Source organism: Kitasatospora sp. NPDC001225, assembly GCF_053597855.1.
Window position 1 is genome coordinate 1 of sequence record NZ_JBSFJC010000073.1, and the last position, 18,134, is coordinate 18,134.

The 18,134-nt window shown below is 76.7% G+C and carries 1 protein-coding gene and 1 pseudogene; one reads left to right on the plus strand and one right to left on the minus strand.

The features are described 5' to 3' along the window. Positions 1-100 precede the first annotated feature (100 nt). Positions 101-859, minus strand: coding sequence for a thioesterase II family protein (locus ACWDCZ_RS23960; RefSeq protein ID WP_049660158.1), 759 nt, complete (start codon positions 857-859; stop codon positions 101-103). A 286-nt stretch (positions 860-1,145) separates the two neighbouring features. Between ACWDCZ_RS23960 and ACWDCZ_RS23965 the strand changes: the two are divergent. Continuing rightward, positions 1,146-17,955: pseudogene (locus ACWDCZ_RS23965) on the plus strand (SDR family NAD(P)-dependent oxidoreductase); the annotation flags it as partial. Positions 17,956-18,134 lie beyond the last annotated feature (179 nt).

Genomic DNA, 18,134 nt, shown 5'->3' on the forward strand with positions numbered 1-18,134 from the left:
CCGTCCCACCAGCGCGTATTGACCGACCGGTCAGGCCGCGAGCGGAGGCCGGTCGGCGGCGCAGCCCGGCCGGGGCCGGCCGCGCCGCGGCCCGCCGGGTTCAGGAGACCGGCGGCAGCAGGCGGTCGGTGACGATGCGGACGATCTCGCCCTGGTGGTGGGCCAGGTAGAAGTGGCCGCCGGGGAAGACGTGCAGGGCGGAGCCGCCGGTGGTGTGGTCGCGCCAGGACCCGGCCTCGTCGACGGTCGCCTTCTCGTCGCTGTCGCCGACCAGGGCGTCGACCGGGCAGGAGAGCGGCGGCCCCGGCCGGTAGCGGTAGGTCTCGACGGCCTTGTAGTCGGCGCGGACCGCGGGGAGGATCATCCGCAGCAGCTCCGGGTCCTGCAGGGCCCGCGGGTCGGTGCCGTCCAGCTTGCGGAGTTCCGCGACGATGCCGTCGACGCCCCGGAGGTGGACGTCCTCGTCCCGGTGCCGGGAGGGTGCGCGGCGGCCGGAGGCGAACAGGGCGACCGGCGGGGTGCCGAGGTCCTCCAGGCGCCGGGCGACCTCGAAGCCGACGACCGCGCCCATGCTGTGGCCGAACAGGGCGAGCGGCAGGTCGCGGTGGGGCAGCAGCGCCTCGGTGACCTGCTCGGCCAGCGCCTCGACGGTCTCGACGCAGGGTTCGTGGCGCCGGTCCTGCCGCCCCGGGTACTGGACCGCGAGGACCTCGATCCCGGCCGCCGTGGCGGCGGACATCGGGTACCAGTAGCTCGCCGACCCTCCCGCGTGGGGCAGGCAGACCAGGCGGACGCGGGCGTCCGGGGCCGGGTGGAAGCGGCGGATCCAGCTGTCGGCCGCGCCGTCGGTGAGCGTCATGGTGTTCCGGTGGTCCCTTCTGGACGGGGTCCTCGCCCCGCCGGCGGGTCCTCCCCACTCCGAGCCTGGTGCAGGCCGGACGGCCGGACAACCCCTCACCACCACCCCCCTTCTCCCGCGGCGGAGCCGGCCGGGACAAGGGCCCGTAGGGGAACCGTAGGGGTGCGGCCCCCGCGGACGGCTGGACGAGACTGCCACGGGATACCGAATGATGCGTCACCCCTCTCTGTTCTCCGGGAGCCCCCAGCCTCCCGTGCTGTTTCCGCGTGCCCAAGGAGCCGTTGACATGCCGCGTACCGAGCTGATCAGGCCGCTGCCCGAACTGCTGCGCTCCCAGGCCGCGTCGCTGCGCGACAAGCCGGCCTTCCGGGACGGCCGCCGGTCCGTGGGCTACGCCGAGCTGGAGCTCCGGACCGGACGGCTGGCCGGCCACCTGGCGGCCCTGGGCCTGGGCCGCGGCGGGCGGGTGGCGATCCACCTGGACGCCGGCGTCGAGGTGGTGGAGGCCTACCTGGCCGCCGTCCGGGCCGCCGGTGTCGCCGTCCCGGTCAACCCGCACTCCAGCGACGAGGAGCTGGCCCACATCCTGGACGACAGCGGCGCCGCCGTGGTCGTCACCGACACCCGCCACCTGGACCAGGTGCTGCGGCTGCGGGCCGACCGGCCCGGGCTGCTGGTGGTCGTCTCCGGTCCGACGGCGCAGGCGCCGCAGAGGCCGCAGGGGCCGCAGGCGGCGCGGGACCTGCCGTCGTTCGAGGCGCTGGCCACCGTCGAGCCCCCCGTGCCGCCGCGCGACGACCTCGGCCTGGACGAGACCGCCTTCATGCTCTACACCTCGGGCTCCACCGGCGCTCCCAAGGGCGTGCTGTCGACCCAGCGCAGCTGCCTGTGGTCGGTGGCGTCCTGCTACGCGCCGCTGCTCGGGCTCTCCCGCGACGACCTGGTGCTCTGGCCGCTGCCGCTGTTCCACAGCCTGGCGCACATCGTCTGCGTGGTCGGCGTCACCGCGACCGGCGCGACCGCGCACATCATGCCGGGCTTCTCCGCGGACGAGGTGCTGGCCGAGCTGCGCGGCGACGCGTACACCTTCCTCGCCGGGGTGCCCGCCCTCTACCACCACCTGCTGCGGGAGGCCGACGCCGGCCGGCTGGACATGCCGCGGCTGCGGGTCTGCCTGTCGACCGGCGCGGTCACCTCGGCCTCGCTGGCCCGGGACTTCGAGGACGCGTTCGGCATCCCGCTGCTCAACAGCTACGGCTCCACCGAGACCTGCGGCGCGATCGCGACCGAGGCGCCGGGCGCCGAGCGGGTCTCCGGTTCGTGCGGCCTGCCGGTCCCCGGCCTGGAGGTGCGGGTGGTCGACCCGGAGACCGGGATCGACACCGACCCCGGGACGGAGGGCGAGGTGTGGGTGCGCGGGCCGAGCCTGATGCAGGGCTACCACAACCGGCCGGAGGCCACCGCCGAGGCGCTGCGGGACGGTTGGTACCGGACCGGCGACCTGGCGGTCCGGGCGGCCGGCGGCCAGCTGACGATCAGCGGGCGGCGCAAGGAGCTGATCATCCGGGGCGGGGAGAACATCCACCCGGGCGAGATCGAGGACGTCGTCCGCACGGTGCCCGGTGTGCTGGACGTCGCCGTGGCGGGCCGGCCGGACGAGGTGCTCGGCGAGGTGCCGGTCGCGTTCGTGGTCACCGCGCCGGAGGGCGTCGACGCCGAGCTGGTCTTCGCCGCCTGCGCCGAGCAGCTGTCCTGGTTCAAGGTGCCGCAGGAGGTCCGGGCGATCGCCGCCGTGCCGCGCACCGCCTCGGGCAAGGTCACCCGGCACCGGCTGTTCGACCAGCCCGGCACCCTGCTCGGCGCCCGGGGCGTCCGGCAGGAGTCGCTGTACCGGATGGACTGGGTGCCGCTGCCCGCCGGGCCCGTGGAGCCGCTGCGCGCCGCGCTGCTGGGGAGCCCGTCGGACGGAGCCGCCCGGCTGAACGGACCGGACGGACTGGACGGACCGGACGGCCTGGCGGTCGACCGCTACGCCGACCTGGCGGAGCTCACCGCGGCCGGTGCGCCCGAGGTCGTCTACCTGCCCTGGCCCGCCGCCGGCGCGGAGCCGGTCGCGGACGCGGCCCGGCGGACCGCCCGCGAGGCCGCCGAGCTGCTGACCCGCTGGCTCGCCGACGACCGGCTGCGGGAGACCCGCCTGGTGGTGCTGACCCGGGGCGCGCTGGCCGTGCACCCGGGCGAGGAGGTCCCGGGGCTGGCGCAGGCTCCGCTCTGGGGGCTGCTGCGCGCCGCGCAGACCGCGCACCCCGGCCGCTTCACCGTGGCCGACCTGGACGGCGAGGCCGCCTCCGTGGCCGCCCTGCCGGCCGCCCTGGCCACCGGCGAGCCGCAGTTCGCCGTCCGCGGCGGGGTGCTGCGGGCGCCCCGCCTGGTGCCGGTCACCGCCGCCGCGTCCGGCCGCCGCCTCGACGGCACCGTGCTGGTCACCGGCGCCGGCGGGACGGCCGCGGCCGCGATCGCCCGGCGGCTGGTCGCCGAGCACGGCGTCCGGCACCTGGTGCTGGCCTCCACCACCCCCGACTCGGCCGCGCTGGCCGTGGAGTTGAGCGAGTCCGGCGCGGAGGTCACCCTGGCCGCCTGCGACGCCGCCGACCGCGCGTCCGTCGCCGAGCTGCTCGCGGGCGTCCCGGCCGAGCACCCGCTCACCGCGGTGGTGCACGCGGCCGGCTCCCCCGGGCTGGCCGCCGGCGGGCAGGCCGACCGCTGGGTGCGGACCGGCGTCGACGGCGCGGTGGCCCTGCACGAGCTCACCGCCGGGCTCGACCTGACGGCCTTCCTGCTGGTCTCCTCCACCGGTGCCCTGCGGGGCGCGGACGACGGCGACCACGGCGGCTGCGCCGCGTTCCTGGACGCGCTGGCCCAGCACCGCCGCGCCACCGGCCGGCACACCGTGTCGCTGGCCTGGGACACCACCGACCCGGGCGCCGTGTCCGACGCCGAGCTGGGCGCGCTGCTGGACTCCGCGCTGGGCGGCGCCGACACCCCCGTGGTCGCCACCCGGGACACCACCGGCGTCCTCTTCCGCGACCCGGCCGCCGCCGACGGCGCGGCGGACACCGTGTTCGCCGCCCGGCTGCGCGCGCTGCCCCGGGCGGAGGCCCGGCAGACGCTGCTCGGCCTGGTGCGGGCCGAGGCGGCCGGCGTGCTCGGCCGGGGCCTGCCGCGGACGATCGCGCCCGAGCGGGCCTTCAAGGACCTCGGGGTGGACTCCGCCTCGGCCGTCCGGCTGCGCAACCGGCTGCGGACCGCGCTCGGCCTGCGCCTCCCGGCGACCGTGGTCTTCGACCACCCCACCCCGGCCCGGCTGGCCGGCTTCCTGCTCGCCGAACTCCTCGACGAGGCACCGGCCCCGGCCGCCCCCGCCCGTCCGGCGGTGGCGGCGGACGAGGACCCGATCGCGATCGTCGCGATGAGCTGCCGCTACCCGGGCGGGGCGATCACCCCCGAGGCCCTGTGGCAGCTGGTCGCCGAGGGCCGGGACGCCGTCTCGGAGTTCCCGACGGACCGTGGCTGGGACACCGACGCCCTGTTCGGCGGCGCCCCCGGCTCGGTCGGCAGCTCCTCGGTCCGGGAGGGCGGATTCCTCTACGACAGCGCCGACTTCGACCCGGACTTCTTCGGCATCAGCCCGCGCGAGGCCCTCGCCATGGACCCGCAGCAGCGGCTGCTGCTGGAGACCTCCTGGGAGGCCATGGAACGGGCCGGGATCGACCCGGAGGCCCTGCGCGGCAGCCGGACCGGCGTGTTCACCGGAGTGATGTTCCACGACTACGCCAGCCGGCTGCCCCGGGTGCCCGAGGAGGTGGAGGGGTACCTCGGCACCGGCACTGCGGGCAGCGTCGCCTCCGGCCGGGTGTCGTACACCTTCGGCTTCGAGGGCCCGGCGATCACCGTGGACACCGCCTGCTCCTCCTCCCTGGTGGCCCTGCACCTGGCGGTCGCGGCCCTGCGGCGCGGGGAGTGCGACCTGGCCCTGGCGGGCGGCGTGGCGCTGATGGCGACGCCCGAGGTGTTCGTCGAGTTCAGCCGGCAGCGCGGCCTCGCCGAGGACGGGCGCTGCAAGTCCTTCGCCGCCTCCGCCGACGGCACCGGCTGGGCCGAGGGTGCGGGTGTGCTGCTGGTCGAGCGGCTGTCGGACGCCCGCCGCAACGGGCACCCGGTGCTGGCCCTGGTCCGCGGCACGGCCGTGAACCAGGACGGCGCGTCCAACGGGCTGACCGCCCCGAGCGGCCCGGCGCAGGAGCGGGTGATCCGCGAGGCGCTGGCCGCCGCGGGCCTGGCCCCGGCCGAGGTCGACGCGGTGGAGGCGCACGGCACCGGCACCCGGCTGGGCGACCCGATCGAGGCCAACGCCCTCCTCGCCACCTACGGCCAGGACCGTGAACTTCCGCTGCTGCTCGGCTCGTTGAAGTCGAACATCGGGCACGCCCAGGCGGCCGCCGGGGTCGGCGGCATCATCAAGATGGTGCTGGCGATGCGGCACGGGGTGCTGCCGCGGACCCTGCACGTGGACGCGCCGACGCCGCACGTGGACTGGACGGCGGGCGCGGTGGAGCTGCTGACCGAGGACCGGGAGTGGCCGGAGACCGGCCGTCCCCGCCGGGCCGGCGTCTCCTCCTTCGGCGTCAGCGGCACCAACGCCCACGTCATCATCGAACAGCCGGACGCGGAAGAAGTCCCGGCGGGCGAGCCCGCCGCGCACGGCGTGCTGCCGCTGCTGCTGTCCGCGAAGTCGGCGGACGCCCTGCGCGCCCAGGCCGCGCTGCTCCAGGACTCCGAGGCCGCCCCGCTTGACCTCGCCCACTCGCTGGCGACGACCCGCTCACTGTTCAACCACCGTGCGGTGGTGCTGGGTTCGGACCGCACCGAGCTGACCGAAGGCCTCCGGGCGCTCGCCGAGGGCACCGAGAGCGCCACCGTGCTGACCGGTACGGCGGACGCCACCGGCGGGACCGTCTTCGTGTTCCCCGGGCAGGGTTCGCAGTGGGTCGGGATGGCCGTCGAACTCCTCGACACCGAGCCGGTGTTCGCCGAGCGGATCACCGAATGCGCCGACGCCCTGGCCGAGTTCACCGACTGGAACCTGATCGACGTCCTGCGCGGCGCCGAGGGCGCCCCCGGCTACGACCGGGTCGACGTCGTCCAGCCCGCCCTCTGGGCCGTCATGGTCTCCCTCGCCGCCCTCTGGCAGGCCCACGGCGTCCAGCCCGACGCCGTCATCGGCCACTCCCAGGGCGAGATCGCCGCCGCCACCGTCGCCGGCGCGCTCTCCCTCCAGGACGGCGCACGCGTCGTCGCCCTGCGCTCCCAGGCCATCACCGCCATCGCCGGAAACGGCGGCATGGTGTCGCTCTCCCAGTCCGCCGAGGACGCGCTCGCCACCATCGCGCCGTGGGCCGACCGCGTCTCCGTCGCGGCCGTCAACGGCCCCTCCTCCGCCGTCGTCGCCGGGGACGCCGACGCCCTGGACGAGCTGCTGCGGCGGTGCGCCGACGACGGCACCCAGGCCCGCCGGATCAACGTCGACTACGCCTCGCACTCGGCCCATGTCGAGGCCCTGCAAGCCGAGTTGCTCGACCTGCTCGCCCCCGTCACCCCGCGCGGCGCCGACATCCCGTTCTGGTCCACCGTCGACAGCCGCTGGCTGGACACCACGACGATGGACGCCGCCTACTGGTACCGCAACCTCCGCCAGACCGTCCGACTCGCCGACGCCACCCGCCAGTTGGCCGACCAGGGCCACGACCTCTTCATCGAGGTCAGCCCCCACCCCGTCCTCACCGGCGCCATCCAGGACACCCTCCACCACACCACCGCCCACACCCTCGGCACCCTGCGCCGCGACCACGGCGGCACCCGCCGCTTCCTCACCTCCCTCGCCGAAGCCCACGTCCACGGCGCCCCCGCCGACTTCACCCCGCTCCTCACCGACGGCCACCGCGCCGACCTCCCCACCTACCCCTTCCAGCGCAACCGCTACTGGCTGGAGGCGGCCCCCGGCGCCTCGGACGTGACCGCCGTCGGTCTGGCCGCGGCCGACCACCCGATGCTCGGCGCGGCCGTCCCGCTCGCCGACGGGCACGGCCACCTGCTGACCGGCCTGATCTCGCGCACCACCCACCCGTGGCTGGCCGACCACACCGTCATGGGCACCACCCTGCTGCCCGGGACCGCCATGGTGGACCTGGCCGTCCGGGCCGGCGACGAGGTCGGCTGCGGCCGCCTCGACGAACTCACCCTGGAAGCCCCGCTGGTGCTGCCCGAGCAGGGCGCCGTCCAGGTCCAGGTGGTGGTCGGCGAGGCCGACGCCACCGGCGCCCGGCCGGTCGGCCTGCACTCGCGGCCGCAGGACGCCGCGGCCTCCCGGCCGTGGACCCGGCACGCCGCGGGCACCCTCTCCCCCGCCGCTCCCGCCGCCCCCGCGGACCTCACCCAGTGGCCGCCGGCCGGCGCCGAACCGCTGCCGGTCGAGGACCTGTACGAGCGGCTGCCCGCCGGGTACGGACCGGCGTTCCAGGGGGTCCGCGCGGCCTGGCGGCGCGGCGAGGAGGTGTTCAGCGAGGTCGTGCTGAGCGAGGAGGTCGCCGACCGGTCGGCCCGCTACGGGCTGCACCCCGCGCTGCTGGACGCCGCCCTGCACGCCATGGACCTCGGCGCCGTCCGGCACCGCGAGGAGTCCGCCGAGGGCCATCTGGCGTTCGCCTGGAGCGGGGTCTCGCTGCACGCCGCCGGCGCGACCGCCCTGCGGGTCCGGCTCTCCCCGGCCGGTCTGGACTCGGTCGCCCTGGAGGCCTCCGACGAGCACGGCGTGCCGGTGGTCTCGGTGGAGGGCCTGGCCGTCCGGCCGGTCTCCTCCGACCAGCTGCGCGCGGTCCACGCCGGGCCCGACGGCGACTCGCTGTTCCGCGTCGACTGGACGGACCTGCCCGGGGCCGCCCCGGTCACCGGCCGCTACGCCCTGGTCGGCGAGGACGCCCTCGGCCTGGCCGCCGGGCTCACCGCGGCGGGCAGCACGGTGGACGCGTACCCCGACCTGGCCGCCCTCGCCGCCGCCGACGGCGCCGCCCCCGACACCGTCCTGCTGCCCCTCGCACCGGGCGCCGCACCGGAGTTGGTCCCCGCCGTGCGGGCGGCCACCCACGCGCTGCTGGGCCTGCTCCAGCAGTGGCTCGCCGAGGAGCGCTTCGCCGAGAGCCGCCTGGTCGTGCTGACCCGGGGCGCGGTGGCCGGGGACGGCCCGGGCGACGGCCTGCCGGACCTGGTGACCGCCCCGCTCTGGGGCCTGGTCCGCTCGGCGCAGTCCGAGCACCCGGACCGGATCGTCCTGGTCGACCTGGACGGGCAGGACGCCTCCTACCGCGCCCTGCCCGCCGCCCTGGCCGGCGACGAGCCGCAACTGCTGCTGCACGACGGCTCGGTACGGGCCGCGCGGCTCACCCGGGTCCGGCCCGCCGAGCAGGGCGCCCCGGCGCTCGACCCGAACGGGACGGCCCTGGTCACCGGGGCCACCGGCGGCCTCGGCGTGCTCGCCGCCCGCCACCTGGTCGCCGCCCACGGCGTCCGGCACCTGCTGCTGACCAGCCGCCGCGGCGAGGCCGCCGAGGGCGCCGCCGAACTCCTCGCCGAGCTGCGCGCGACGGGCGCCGAGGTCACCCTGGCCGCCTGCGACGTCGCCGACCGCTCCGCCCTCGCCGAGCTGCTGGCCGGCATCCCCGCCGAGCACCCGCTCACCGCCGTGGTGCACACCGCCGGGATCGTCGACGACGGCGTGATCGAGACGCTCACCGACGGGCAGTTCGACCGGGTGCTCGCGCCCAAGCTCTCCGGCGCGCTCAACCTGGCCGAGCTCACCCGCGACGCGGACCTGGCCGCCTTCGTGCTCTACTCCTCCGCCGCCGCCGTGTTCGGCGCCGGCGGGCAGGCCAACTACGCCGCCGCCAACGCCTTCCTCGACGCCTACGCCCGGCACCTGCGAGCCGAGGGCCGCCCGGCCGTCTCGCTGGCCTGGGGCCTGTGGGCGGAGCGCAACGGCATGGGCGGCCGGCTCACCGGCACCGACCTGCGCCGGATGGCCGGCGTCGGCACCGCGGCGCTCTCCGCCGAGGAGGGGCTCGCCCTGCTGGACGCCGCCCGCGCGGCCGGTGAACCGGCGCTGATGCCGATCCGGCTCGACCTGGCCGCCGTGCGCGCCCAGTCCGACACCGTCCACCCGCTGCTGCGCGGCCTGGTCCGCACCCGCTCGGGCCGTCGGCGGCCGACCGACCGGGCCGGCGGCTCGGCCCTCGCCCAGCGGCTGGCCGGGCTGACCGGGCCCGAGTGCGACCGGGAGCTGCTGGACCTCGTCCGCGCCACCGCCGGCACGGTGCTCGGGTACCCGGCCGGCACGGCGGTGGACCCCGAACGGACCTTCAAGGAGCTGGGCTTCGACTCCCTCACCGCGGTCGAGCTCCGCAACCGCCTGCACGGCTCGACGGGCCTGCGCCTGCCCGCCACGCTGATCTTCAACTACCCGACCCCGAAGGCCCTGGCCGGCCACCTGCGCGAGCAGGTGCTCGGCGACCGGCTCCCCGCCGCCGCACCGGCCGCTGCCACCACCGCGGCGGCCCGGGACGACGACCCGATCGCGATCGTCGGCATGGGCTGCCGCTTCCCGGGCGGGGTGCGCACCCCGGAGGACCTGTGGGAGCTGGTCCTCGCCGGGCGCGACGCGGTCGGCGCCCTGCCGACCGACCGCGGCTGGGACCTCGACGGGCTCTACGACCCCGACCCCGACCGGGTCGGCACCTCGTACACCCGCGAGGGCGGATTCCTGTACGACGTCGCCGAGTTCGACGCGGCGTTCTTCGGGATCAGCCCGCGCGAGGCGCACGCCATGGACCCGCAGCAGCGGCTGCTGCTGGAGACCTCCTGGGAGGCCTTCGAGCGGGCCGGCGTCGACCCGGTGTCCGTCCGGGGCGGGCAGGTCGGCGTGTTCGTCGGCACCCACGGCCAGGACTACGGCACCCTGCTGGCCGCCGCCCCGCCCGGCAACGAGGGCTACCTGGTCACCGGCAACGCGGCCAGCGTGGTCTCCGGCCGGATCTCCTACGCGCTCGGCCTGGAAGGGCCGGCCGTGACCATCGACACCGCCTGCTCCTCCTCCCTGGTGGCGCTCCACCTCGCCGTCCAGGCGCTGCGCGCCGGCGAGTGCTCGATGGCGCTCGCGGCCGGTGCCGCCGTGATGGCCACCCCCGAGGGGCTGGTGGCGTTCAGCCGCCAGCGCGGCCTCGCCGAGGACGGGCGCTGCAAGGCCTTCGCGGCGGCCGCCGACGGCTTCGGCATGGCCGAGGGCGTGGGCGTGCTGCTGGTCGAGCGACTGTCGGACGCCCGCCGCAACGGGCACCCGGTGCTGGCGGTCGTCCGGGCCACCGCGATCAACCAGGACGGCGCCTCCAACGGGCTCACCGCCCCCAACGGCCCCGCCCAGGAACGCGTCATCCGCCAGGCTCTGGCCACCGCCGGTCTCACCGCCGCCGACGTGGACGCCGTGGAGGCGCACGGCACCGGCACCCGGCTCGGCGACCCGATCGAGGCCAACGCCCTCCTCGCCGCCTACGGCCAGGACCGCGAACTGCCGCTCCAGCTCGGCTCGGTGAAGTCCAACCTCGGCCACACCCAGAGCGCGGCGGGCGCGGCGGGCATCATCAAGATGGTGCTGGCGATGCGGCACGGGGTGCTGCCCCGGACCCTGCACGTGGACGAGCCGACGCCGCACGTCGACTGGTCGGCGGGCGCGGTGGAGCTGCTGACCGAGGAGCGGGAGTGGCCGGAGACCGGCCGTCCGCGCCGGGCCGGCGTCTCCTCCTTCGGCGTCAGCGGCACCAACGCCCACGTCATCCTCGAACAGCCCTCCCCGGAGGCCCCGGCCGGCGAGCCCGCCGCGCACGGCGTGCTGCCGCTGCTGCTGTCCGCGAAGTCGGCGGACGCCCTGCGCGCCCAGGCCGCGCTGCTCCAGGAGTCCGAGGCCGCCCCGATCGACCTCGCCCACTCGCTCGCGACGACCCGCTCGCTGTTCAACCACCGTGCGGTGGTGCTCGGTTCGGACCGCACCGAGCTGACCGAAGGCCTCCGGGCGCTCTCCGAGGGCACCGAGAGCGCCGCCGTGGTCGAGGGCACCGCCTCCACCACCGGACGCACGGTGTTCGTGTTCCCCGGCCAGGGCTCACAGTGGGTCGGGATGGCCGTCGAACTCCTCGACACCGAGCCGGTGTTCGCCGCGCGGATCACCGAATGCGCCGACGCCCTCGCCGAGTTCACCGACTGGAACCTGATCGACGTCCTGCGCGGCGCCGAGGGCGCCCCCGGCTACGACCGGGTCGACGTCGTCCAGCCCGCCCTCTGGGCCGTCATGGTCTCCCTCGCCGCGCTCTGGCAGGCCCACGGCGTCCAGCCCGACGCCGTCATCGGCCACTCCCAGGGCGAGATCGCCGCCGCCACCGTCGCCGGCGCCCTCACCCTCCGGGACGGCGCCCGGGTCGTCGCCCTGCGCTCCCAGGCCATCACCGCCATCGCCGGAAACGGCGGCATGGTCTCCGTCGCCCTCCCGGCCGAGGACATCGACCTCACCCCCTGGCAGAACCGGATCTCCGTCGCCGCCGTCAACGGCCCCTCCTCGGCGGTCGTCGCCGGAGACGCCGACGCCCTCGACGAACTCGTCGAGCGCTTCACGGCGGACGGCATCCGTGCCCGCCGGGTCACCGTGGACTACGCCTCGCACTCGGCCCATGTCGAGGCCCTGCAGACCGAGTTGCTCGACCTGCTCGCCCCCGTCACCCCGCACGGCGCCGACATCCCGTTCTGGTCCACCGTCGACAGCCGCTGGCTGGACACCACGACGATGGACGCCGCCTACTGGTACCGCAACCTCCGCCAGACCGTCCGACTCGCCGACGCCACCCGCCAGTTGGCCGAACAGGGCCACGACCTCTTCATCGAGGTCAGCCCCCACCCCGTCCTCACCGGCGCCATCCAGGACACCCTCCACCACACCACCGCCCACACCCTCGGCACCCTGCGCCGCGACCACGGCGGCACCCGCCGCTTCCTCACCTCCCTCGCCGAAGCCCACGTCCACGGCGCCCCCGCCGACTTCACCCCGCTCCTCACCGCCGGCCACCGCACCGACCTCCCCACCTACCCCTTCCAGCGCAACCGCTACTGGCTGGACACCGTGGCCGGTGCGGCCGCCGTCACCACGGCGGGCCTCACCGCCCCCGAGCACCCCCTGCTCGGCGCGGCCGTGCCGCTCGCGGACGGCCACGGCCACCTGCTGACCGGGCTGCTCTCCCGGCACAGCACGCCGTGGCTGGCCGACCACACCGTGATGGGCGCGACCCTGCTGCCCGGAACGGCGTTCCTGGAGCTGGCCGTCCGGGCCGGCGACGAGGTCGGCTACGGCCGCCTCGACGAACTCACCCTGGAAGCCCCGCTGGTCCTGCCCGAGCGCGGCGGGGTCCGGCTCCAGGTCCTGGTCGGCGCGGAGCAGGACGGCCTCCGTCCGCTGCGGATCGACTCCCGCCCGGCCGACGCCGCCGAGGACGAGCCGTGGACCCGGCACGCCTCGGGCACGCTCTCCGCGGCCACCGACGCGACCACCGACGCGGCGGCCGACACGGCAGCCGACGAGTCCGCCGCGGACCTCACCGCCTGGCCGCCGGCCGGCGCGACCCCGCTGGACGTCACCGACGCCTACCAGCGGCTCGCCGACGCCGGGGTGGACTACGGCCCGGCCTTCCAGGGCCTGCGAGCCGCCTGGCAGCACGGCGACCAGGTCTACGCCGAGGTCGCCCTGCCCGCCACCGAGCAGGCCGCGGCCGCCCGCTACGGGCTGCACCCGGCGCTGCTGGACGCCGCCCTGCACGCGATGGGCCTGGTGCCGGACGCCGAGCAGGGCAGGCTCGCCTTCTCCTGGGGCGGGATCCGGCTGCACGCGAGCGGCGCGACCGCGCTGCGCGTCCGGCTGGCCCGGACGGCTCCGGAGACCCTGTCGCTGACCGTCGCGGACCTCGGCGGCGCGCCCGTCGCCTCGGTGGACTCGCTGCTGCTGCGGCCCGTCTCCGCCGAGCGGCTGCGCACCGCCGACCGGGCCGTGCGCGAGTCGCTGCTGCGGATCGAGTGGCTGCCGGTGCCGGCCGGCGACCCGGCCGCCCGCTCCTGGACGCTCCTCGGCACCGACCGCACCGACAGCGCCGACCGCGCCGACCGCACGGACGGCACCGACCGCACGGACGGCGCCGGCAGCACGGACTGCCTGGCCGCCCTGGCCGAGCTGGGCTCAGCGGTGGACGCCGGCGCGGCCGTGCCCGACGTGGTCGCGGTGGAACTCGCCCCGCACCAGGGGTCCGAGGCGACGGACGAGCTGGCCGCCGCGGTCGGCGCGACGACCGTACGGGTGCTGCGCCTCGTCCAGGAGTGGCTGGTGGACCCGCGGTTCGCCGAGGCCCGGCTGGCCGTGCTGACCCGCGGCGCGGTCGCCACCGGGGAGGGTGCGCCCGATCCGGTCCTGGCCGCCGTGTGGGGCCTGGTCCGCTCCGCGCAGTCGGAGAACCCGGACCGGCTGGTCCTGGTCGACCACGACGGCGGTGAACTGCCGCTGGCCGCACTGCCGGTGGACACCGAGCCGCAGCTGGCCGTCCGGCGGGGCGCCCTGCTCGCCCCGCGCCTGGCCAAGGCGCCGACCGCCACCGGGAAGGCGGGTGCTGGTGCGCAGGTCCCGCTGGACGTCTCCGGGACCGTCCTGGTCACCGGCGCGATCGGCGGCCTGGGCGAGCTGACCGCCCGCCACCTGGTCGCCGCCCACGGCGCCCGGCACCTGCTGCTGACCAGCCGGCGCGGCCCGGCGGCCGAGGGCGCCGCCGAACTCCTCGCCGAGCTGCGCGCGGCGGGCGCCGAGGTCACCCTGGCCGCCTGCGACGTCGCCGACCGCCGGCAGCTCGCCGAGCTGCTCGCCGCCGTCCCCGCCGAGCGCCCGCTCACCGCCGTGGTGCACACCGCGGGCGTGGTGGACGACGGAACCGTCCTCTCCCTCTCCCCCGAGCAGTTCGACCGGGTGCTCGCACCCAAGGTCACCGGCGCGCTCAACCTGCACGAACTGGCGGGCGACGTCGGCGGGTTCGTCCTCTTCTCGGCCGCGGCCGGTGTGCTCGGCAACCCCGGGCAGGCCAACTACGCCGCTGCCAACTGCTTCCTGGACGCCCTGGCGCAGCGCCGCCGCGCCCAGGGCCGGCCGGCCGTCTCGATGGCCTGGGGCCTGTGGCAGGAGCGGTCCGGCATGGCCGGGCGCCTCGTCGACGCCGACCTGGAGCGGATCGTGCGGGGCGGCGCGGTGCCGATGAGCGCCGAGACCGGACTGGCCCTGTTCGACGCGGCCGTGGCCTCGGGCGAGGCGGTGCTGGTGCCGATCCAGCTGGACCGGGCCCACCTGCGCGGCCGGGCGGCCACCGTCCCCGCGCTGCTGCGCGGCCTGGCCTCCGGTGGCCCGGGCCGGCGCACGGCCGGTGCCCCGGACGCCGCTCCGGCGGGCGGTCTGGCCGGGCGCCTGGCCGGGCTCTCCGGCGAGGACCGCCGGCGGACCGTGCTGGACCTGGTCCGCGGCCACGTCGCCGCGGTGCTCGGGCACGACTCGGGCGACGCCGTGGAGGAGGAGAAGGCGCTCAAGGAGCTGGGCTTCGACTCGCTGACCGCGGTGGAGCTGCGCAACCGGCTCAACTCCGCGACCGGGCTGCGCCTTCCGGCGACCCTGGTGTTCAACCACCCGACGCCGCGCGCGCTCGCCGCGCACCTGGTCGAGGAGCTGCTCGGCGCGGACGCGGACGACTCCGCCCCGGCCCCGGCGGCGGTGGCGGTCACGGCCGACCCCGACGAGCCGATCGCGATCGTCGCGATGAGCTGCCGCTTCCCCGGGGGGATCGCCACCCCGGAGGCGCTGTGGGAGGTGCTCGCCGAGGGCGGTTCGGTGCTCTCGGAGTTCCCGGCCGACCGCGGCTGGGACCTGGAGGGCATCTACCACCCCGAGCCGGGCACCCCGGGCCGCACCTACACCCGGACCGGCGGCTTCCTGACCGACGTGGCCGGGTTCGACCCGGCGTTCTTCGGGATCAACCGCCGTGAGGCGCTGGCGATGGACCCGCAGCAGCGCCTGCTGCTGGAGACCTCCTGGGAGGCCTTCGAGCGGGCCGGGATCGACCCGCTCGGCCTGCGCGGCAGCCGGACCGGCGTGTACGCGGGCATGGTCTACCACGACTACGCGACCTGGGTTCAGGACGTGCCCGAGGAGGTCGACGGCTACCTCGGCAACGGCAGCGCGGCCAGCGTGGCCACCGGCCGGGTGGCGTACGCGCTGGGCCTGGAGGGCCCGGCCGTCACCGTGGACACCGCCTGCTCCTCCTCGCTGGTGGCGCTGCACTTCGCGGCGGCCGCCCTGCGGCGCGGCGAGTGCGACCTGGCGCTGGCCGGCGGCGTGACCGTGATGTCCACGCCGAAGCTGCTGATCGAGTTCGCCCGCCAGCGCGGCCTCGCCGAGGACGGCCGCTGCAAGGCCTTCGCGGCCGGCGCCGACGGCACCGGGTTCTCCGAGGGCATCGGCATGCTGCTGGTCGAGCGGCTGTCGGACGCCCGCCGCAACGGGCACCCCGTGCTGGCGGTGCTGCGCGGCAGCGCCGTCAACCAGGACGGCGCCTCCAACGGGCTCACCGCCCCGAACGGCACCGCGCAGGAGCGGGTGATCCGCCAGGCGCTGGCCGCCGCCGGTCTCGCCGCGGGCGAGGTCGACGTGGTGGAGGCGCACGGCACGGGCACGAAGCTGGGCGACCCGATCGAGGCCCAGGCACTGCTGGCCACCTACGGCCAGGACCGCGAACGGCCGCTGCTGCTCGGCTCGGTGAAGTCCAACCTCGGCCACACCCAGGCCGCGGCGGGCGTCGCCGGGGTGATCAAGACGGTGCTCGCGATGCGCAACGGCGTCCTGCCGGGCACCCTGCACGTCGACGAGCCCTCGCCGCACGTGGACTGGACGGCCGGAGCGGTCGAGCTGGCCACCGCGACGCGGGACTGGCCGGAGACCGGCCGCCCGCGCCGGGCCGGCGTCTCCTCCTTCGGCATCAGCGGCACCAACGCCCACCTCGTCCTGGAGCAGGGCGACCCGGCGCCGACGGCCCCCGAGCGGAGCCACGAGGGCTCGGCCGTACGGCCGTTGGTGCTCTCCGGCCGGTCCGAGGAGGCGCTGCGCGGCCAGGCCGGGCGACTGCTGGAGCTGGTCGAGGAGCGGCCGGAGCTGCACCCGGCCGACCTCGGGCTCTCCCTGGCCACCACGCGCTCGCAGTTCCCGCACCGGGGTGCCGTGGTCGCCGCGGACCGGGACGGCCTGCTGGCCGGGCTGCGGGCCCTGGCCGCCGGGACGCCGCAGGCGCCCGGGGTGCTGAGGGCGGTGGCGGCCTCCGGCCGGACGGCCTTCCTGTTCACCGGCCAGGGTGCCCAACGCGCAGGCATGGGGCGTGAGTTGTACGCGGCGTACCCGGCGTTCGCGGCGGCGTTCGACGAGGTCTGCGCCGAGCTGGACCGCCACCTGGAGCGCCCGCTGCGCGAGGTGATCGCCGAGGGCGGCGAACCGCTGGACCGTACGGGCTGGACCCAGCCCGCCCTGTTCGCCGTCGAGGTCGCCCTCTACCGCCTGGTCGAATCCTGGGGCGTGCGCCCGCACTTCCTGGCCGGGCACTCGATCGGAGAGGTCGCGGCCTTCCACGTGGCCGGCGTGCTGTCCCTGCCGGACGCCGCCCGGCTCATCACCGCCCGTGCCCGTCTGATGGACCACCTCCCCACCGGCGGCGCCATGGTGGCGCTCCGGGCCACCGAGGACGAGGTCCTGCCGCTGCTCACCGAGCGGGTCTCGATCGCCGCCGTCAACGGCCCCCGCTCCCTGGTCATCGCCGGTGACGCCACCGAAGTCCGCGCCGTCGCCGCACAGTTCGACAAGGCCCGCGAACTGCGCGTCAGCCACGCCTTCCACTCCCCGCTCATGGAACCGATGCTCGACGAGTTCCGCAACGTCCTCGCCCACCTCACCTACCACGCCCCCGCCATCCCGATCGTCTCCACCCTCACCGGCCGACCCGCCACCACCGAGCAACTCACCGACCCCGACTACTGGATCCGCCACGCCCGCCACACCGTCCGCTTCCACGACGCCGTGGAGACGCTCCGGGCGAAGGGCGTCACCACCTTCCTGGAGCTCGGCCCCGACGGTGTGCTCACCGCCATGGGCCAGGAGTTCCTGGACGGCACGGCGGCCGGCGGCCGGGCGGCCCTGGTCGCCGCGCAACGCCGGGACCGCTCCGAGGAGTTCGCCCTGGCGTCCGCGCTGGCCGCGCTGCACCTGCGCGGCGTGCCGGTGGACTGGACGGCGTTCCACGCGGACGGCCACAGGGTCGACCTGCCGACCTACGCCTTCCAGCGCGGGCGGTACTGGCTGGACGTCGTCCAGCCGAAGGCCGCGGCCGGGACGGCCGACCCGCTGGACGCCTCCTTCTGGGCGGCCGTCGAGCAGCAGGACGAGGCCTCGCTGGCCGCCGTCCTGCGGCTGGAGGGCGACGGCGGGGACCTCCCGTCCGAACTGCGGGCCGCGCTGCCGCTGCTCGCCGCCTGGCGGCGCGCCGCCAGGACGGACGCCCCCGCGCCGCGGCCGGCCGACGCGCGGGACCCCGACGCGCCGGGCGCCGGTGAGCGGCCGGACCGGTCCGCCGGGCTGCGGGAGCGGCTCGCCGGACTCACCGAGCCGGAGCGCGACGAGCTGCTGCTGGAGCTGGTCGAGGAGTGCGTCGCCGGGGTGCTCGGCGAGGCCCCGCTCAGCGGCCTCGACCCCGAGTGCGGCTTCCTCGAGCAGGGCTTCGACTCCCTGACCGCGGTCGAGCTGCGCAAGCTGCTCACCGACGCCACCGGTCTGCGCCTGAGCAGCACGCTGATCTTCGACTACCCGACCCCCGCCGCCCTCGCCAAGCAGCTGCGCACGGCGCTGGACCCCGAGCTGCCGGGCGTCGGCCCGGCCGCGGGCGACGGCGCCGGGGCGACCGGCACCGCCGAGGCGGTCGGCGACGAGCTGATCGACGACATGGATCTGGCCGAGCTGCTCCGCCTGGCCCGCGACAACTCCTAGGCGGCCCCGGTGATCCGCGCCGCCGCGAGA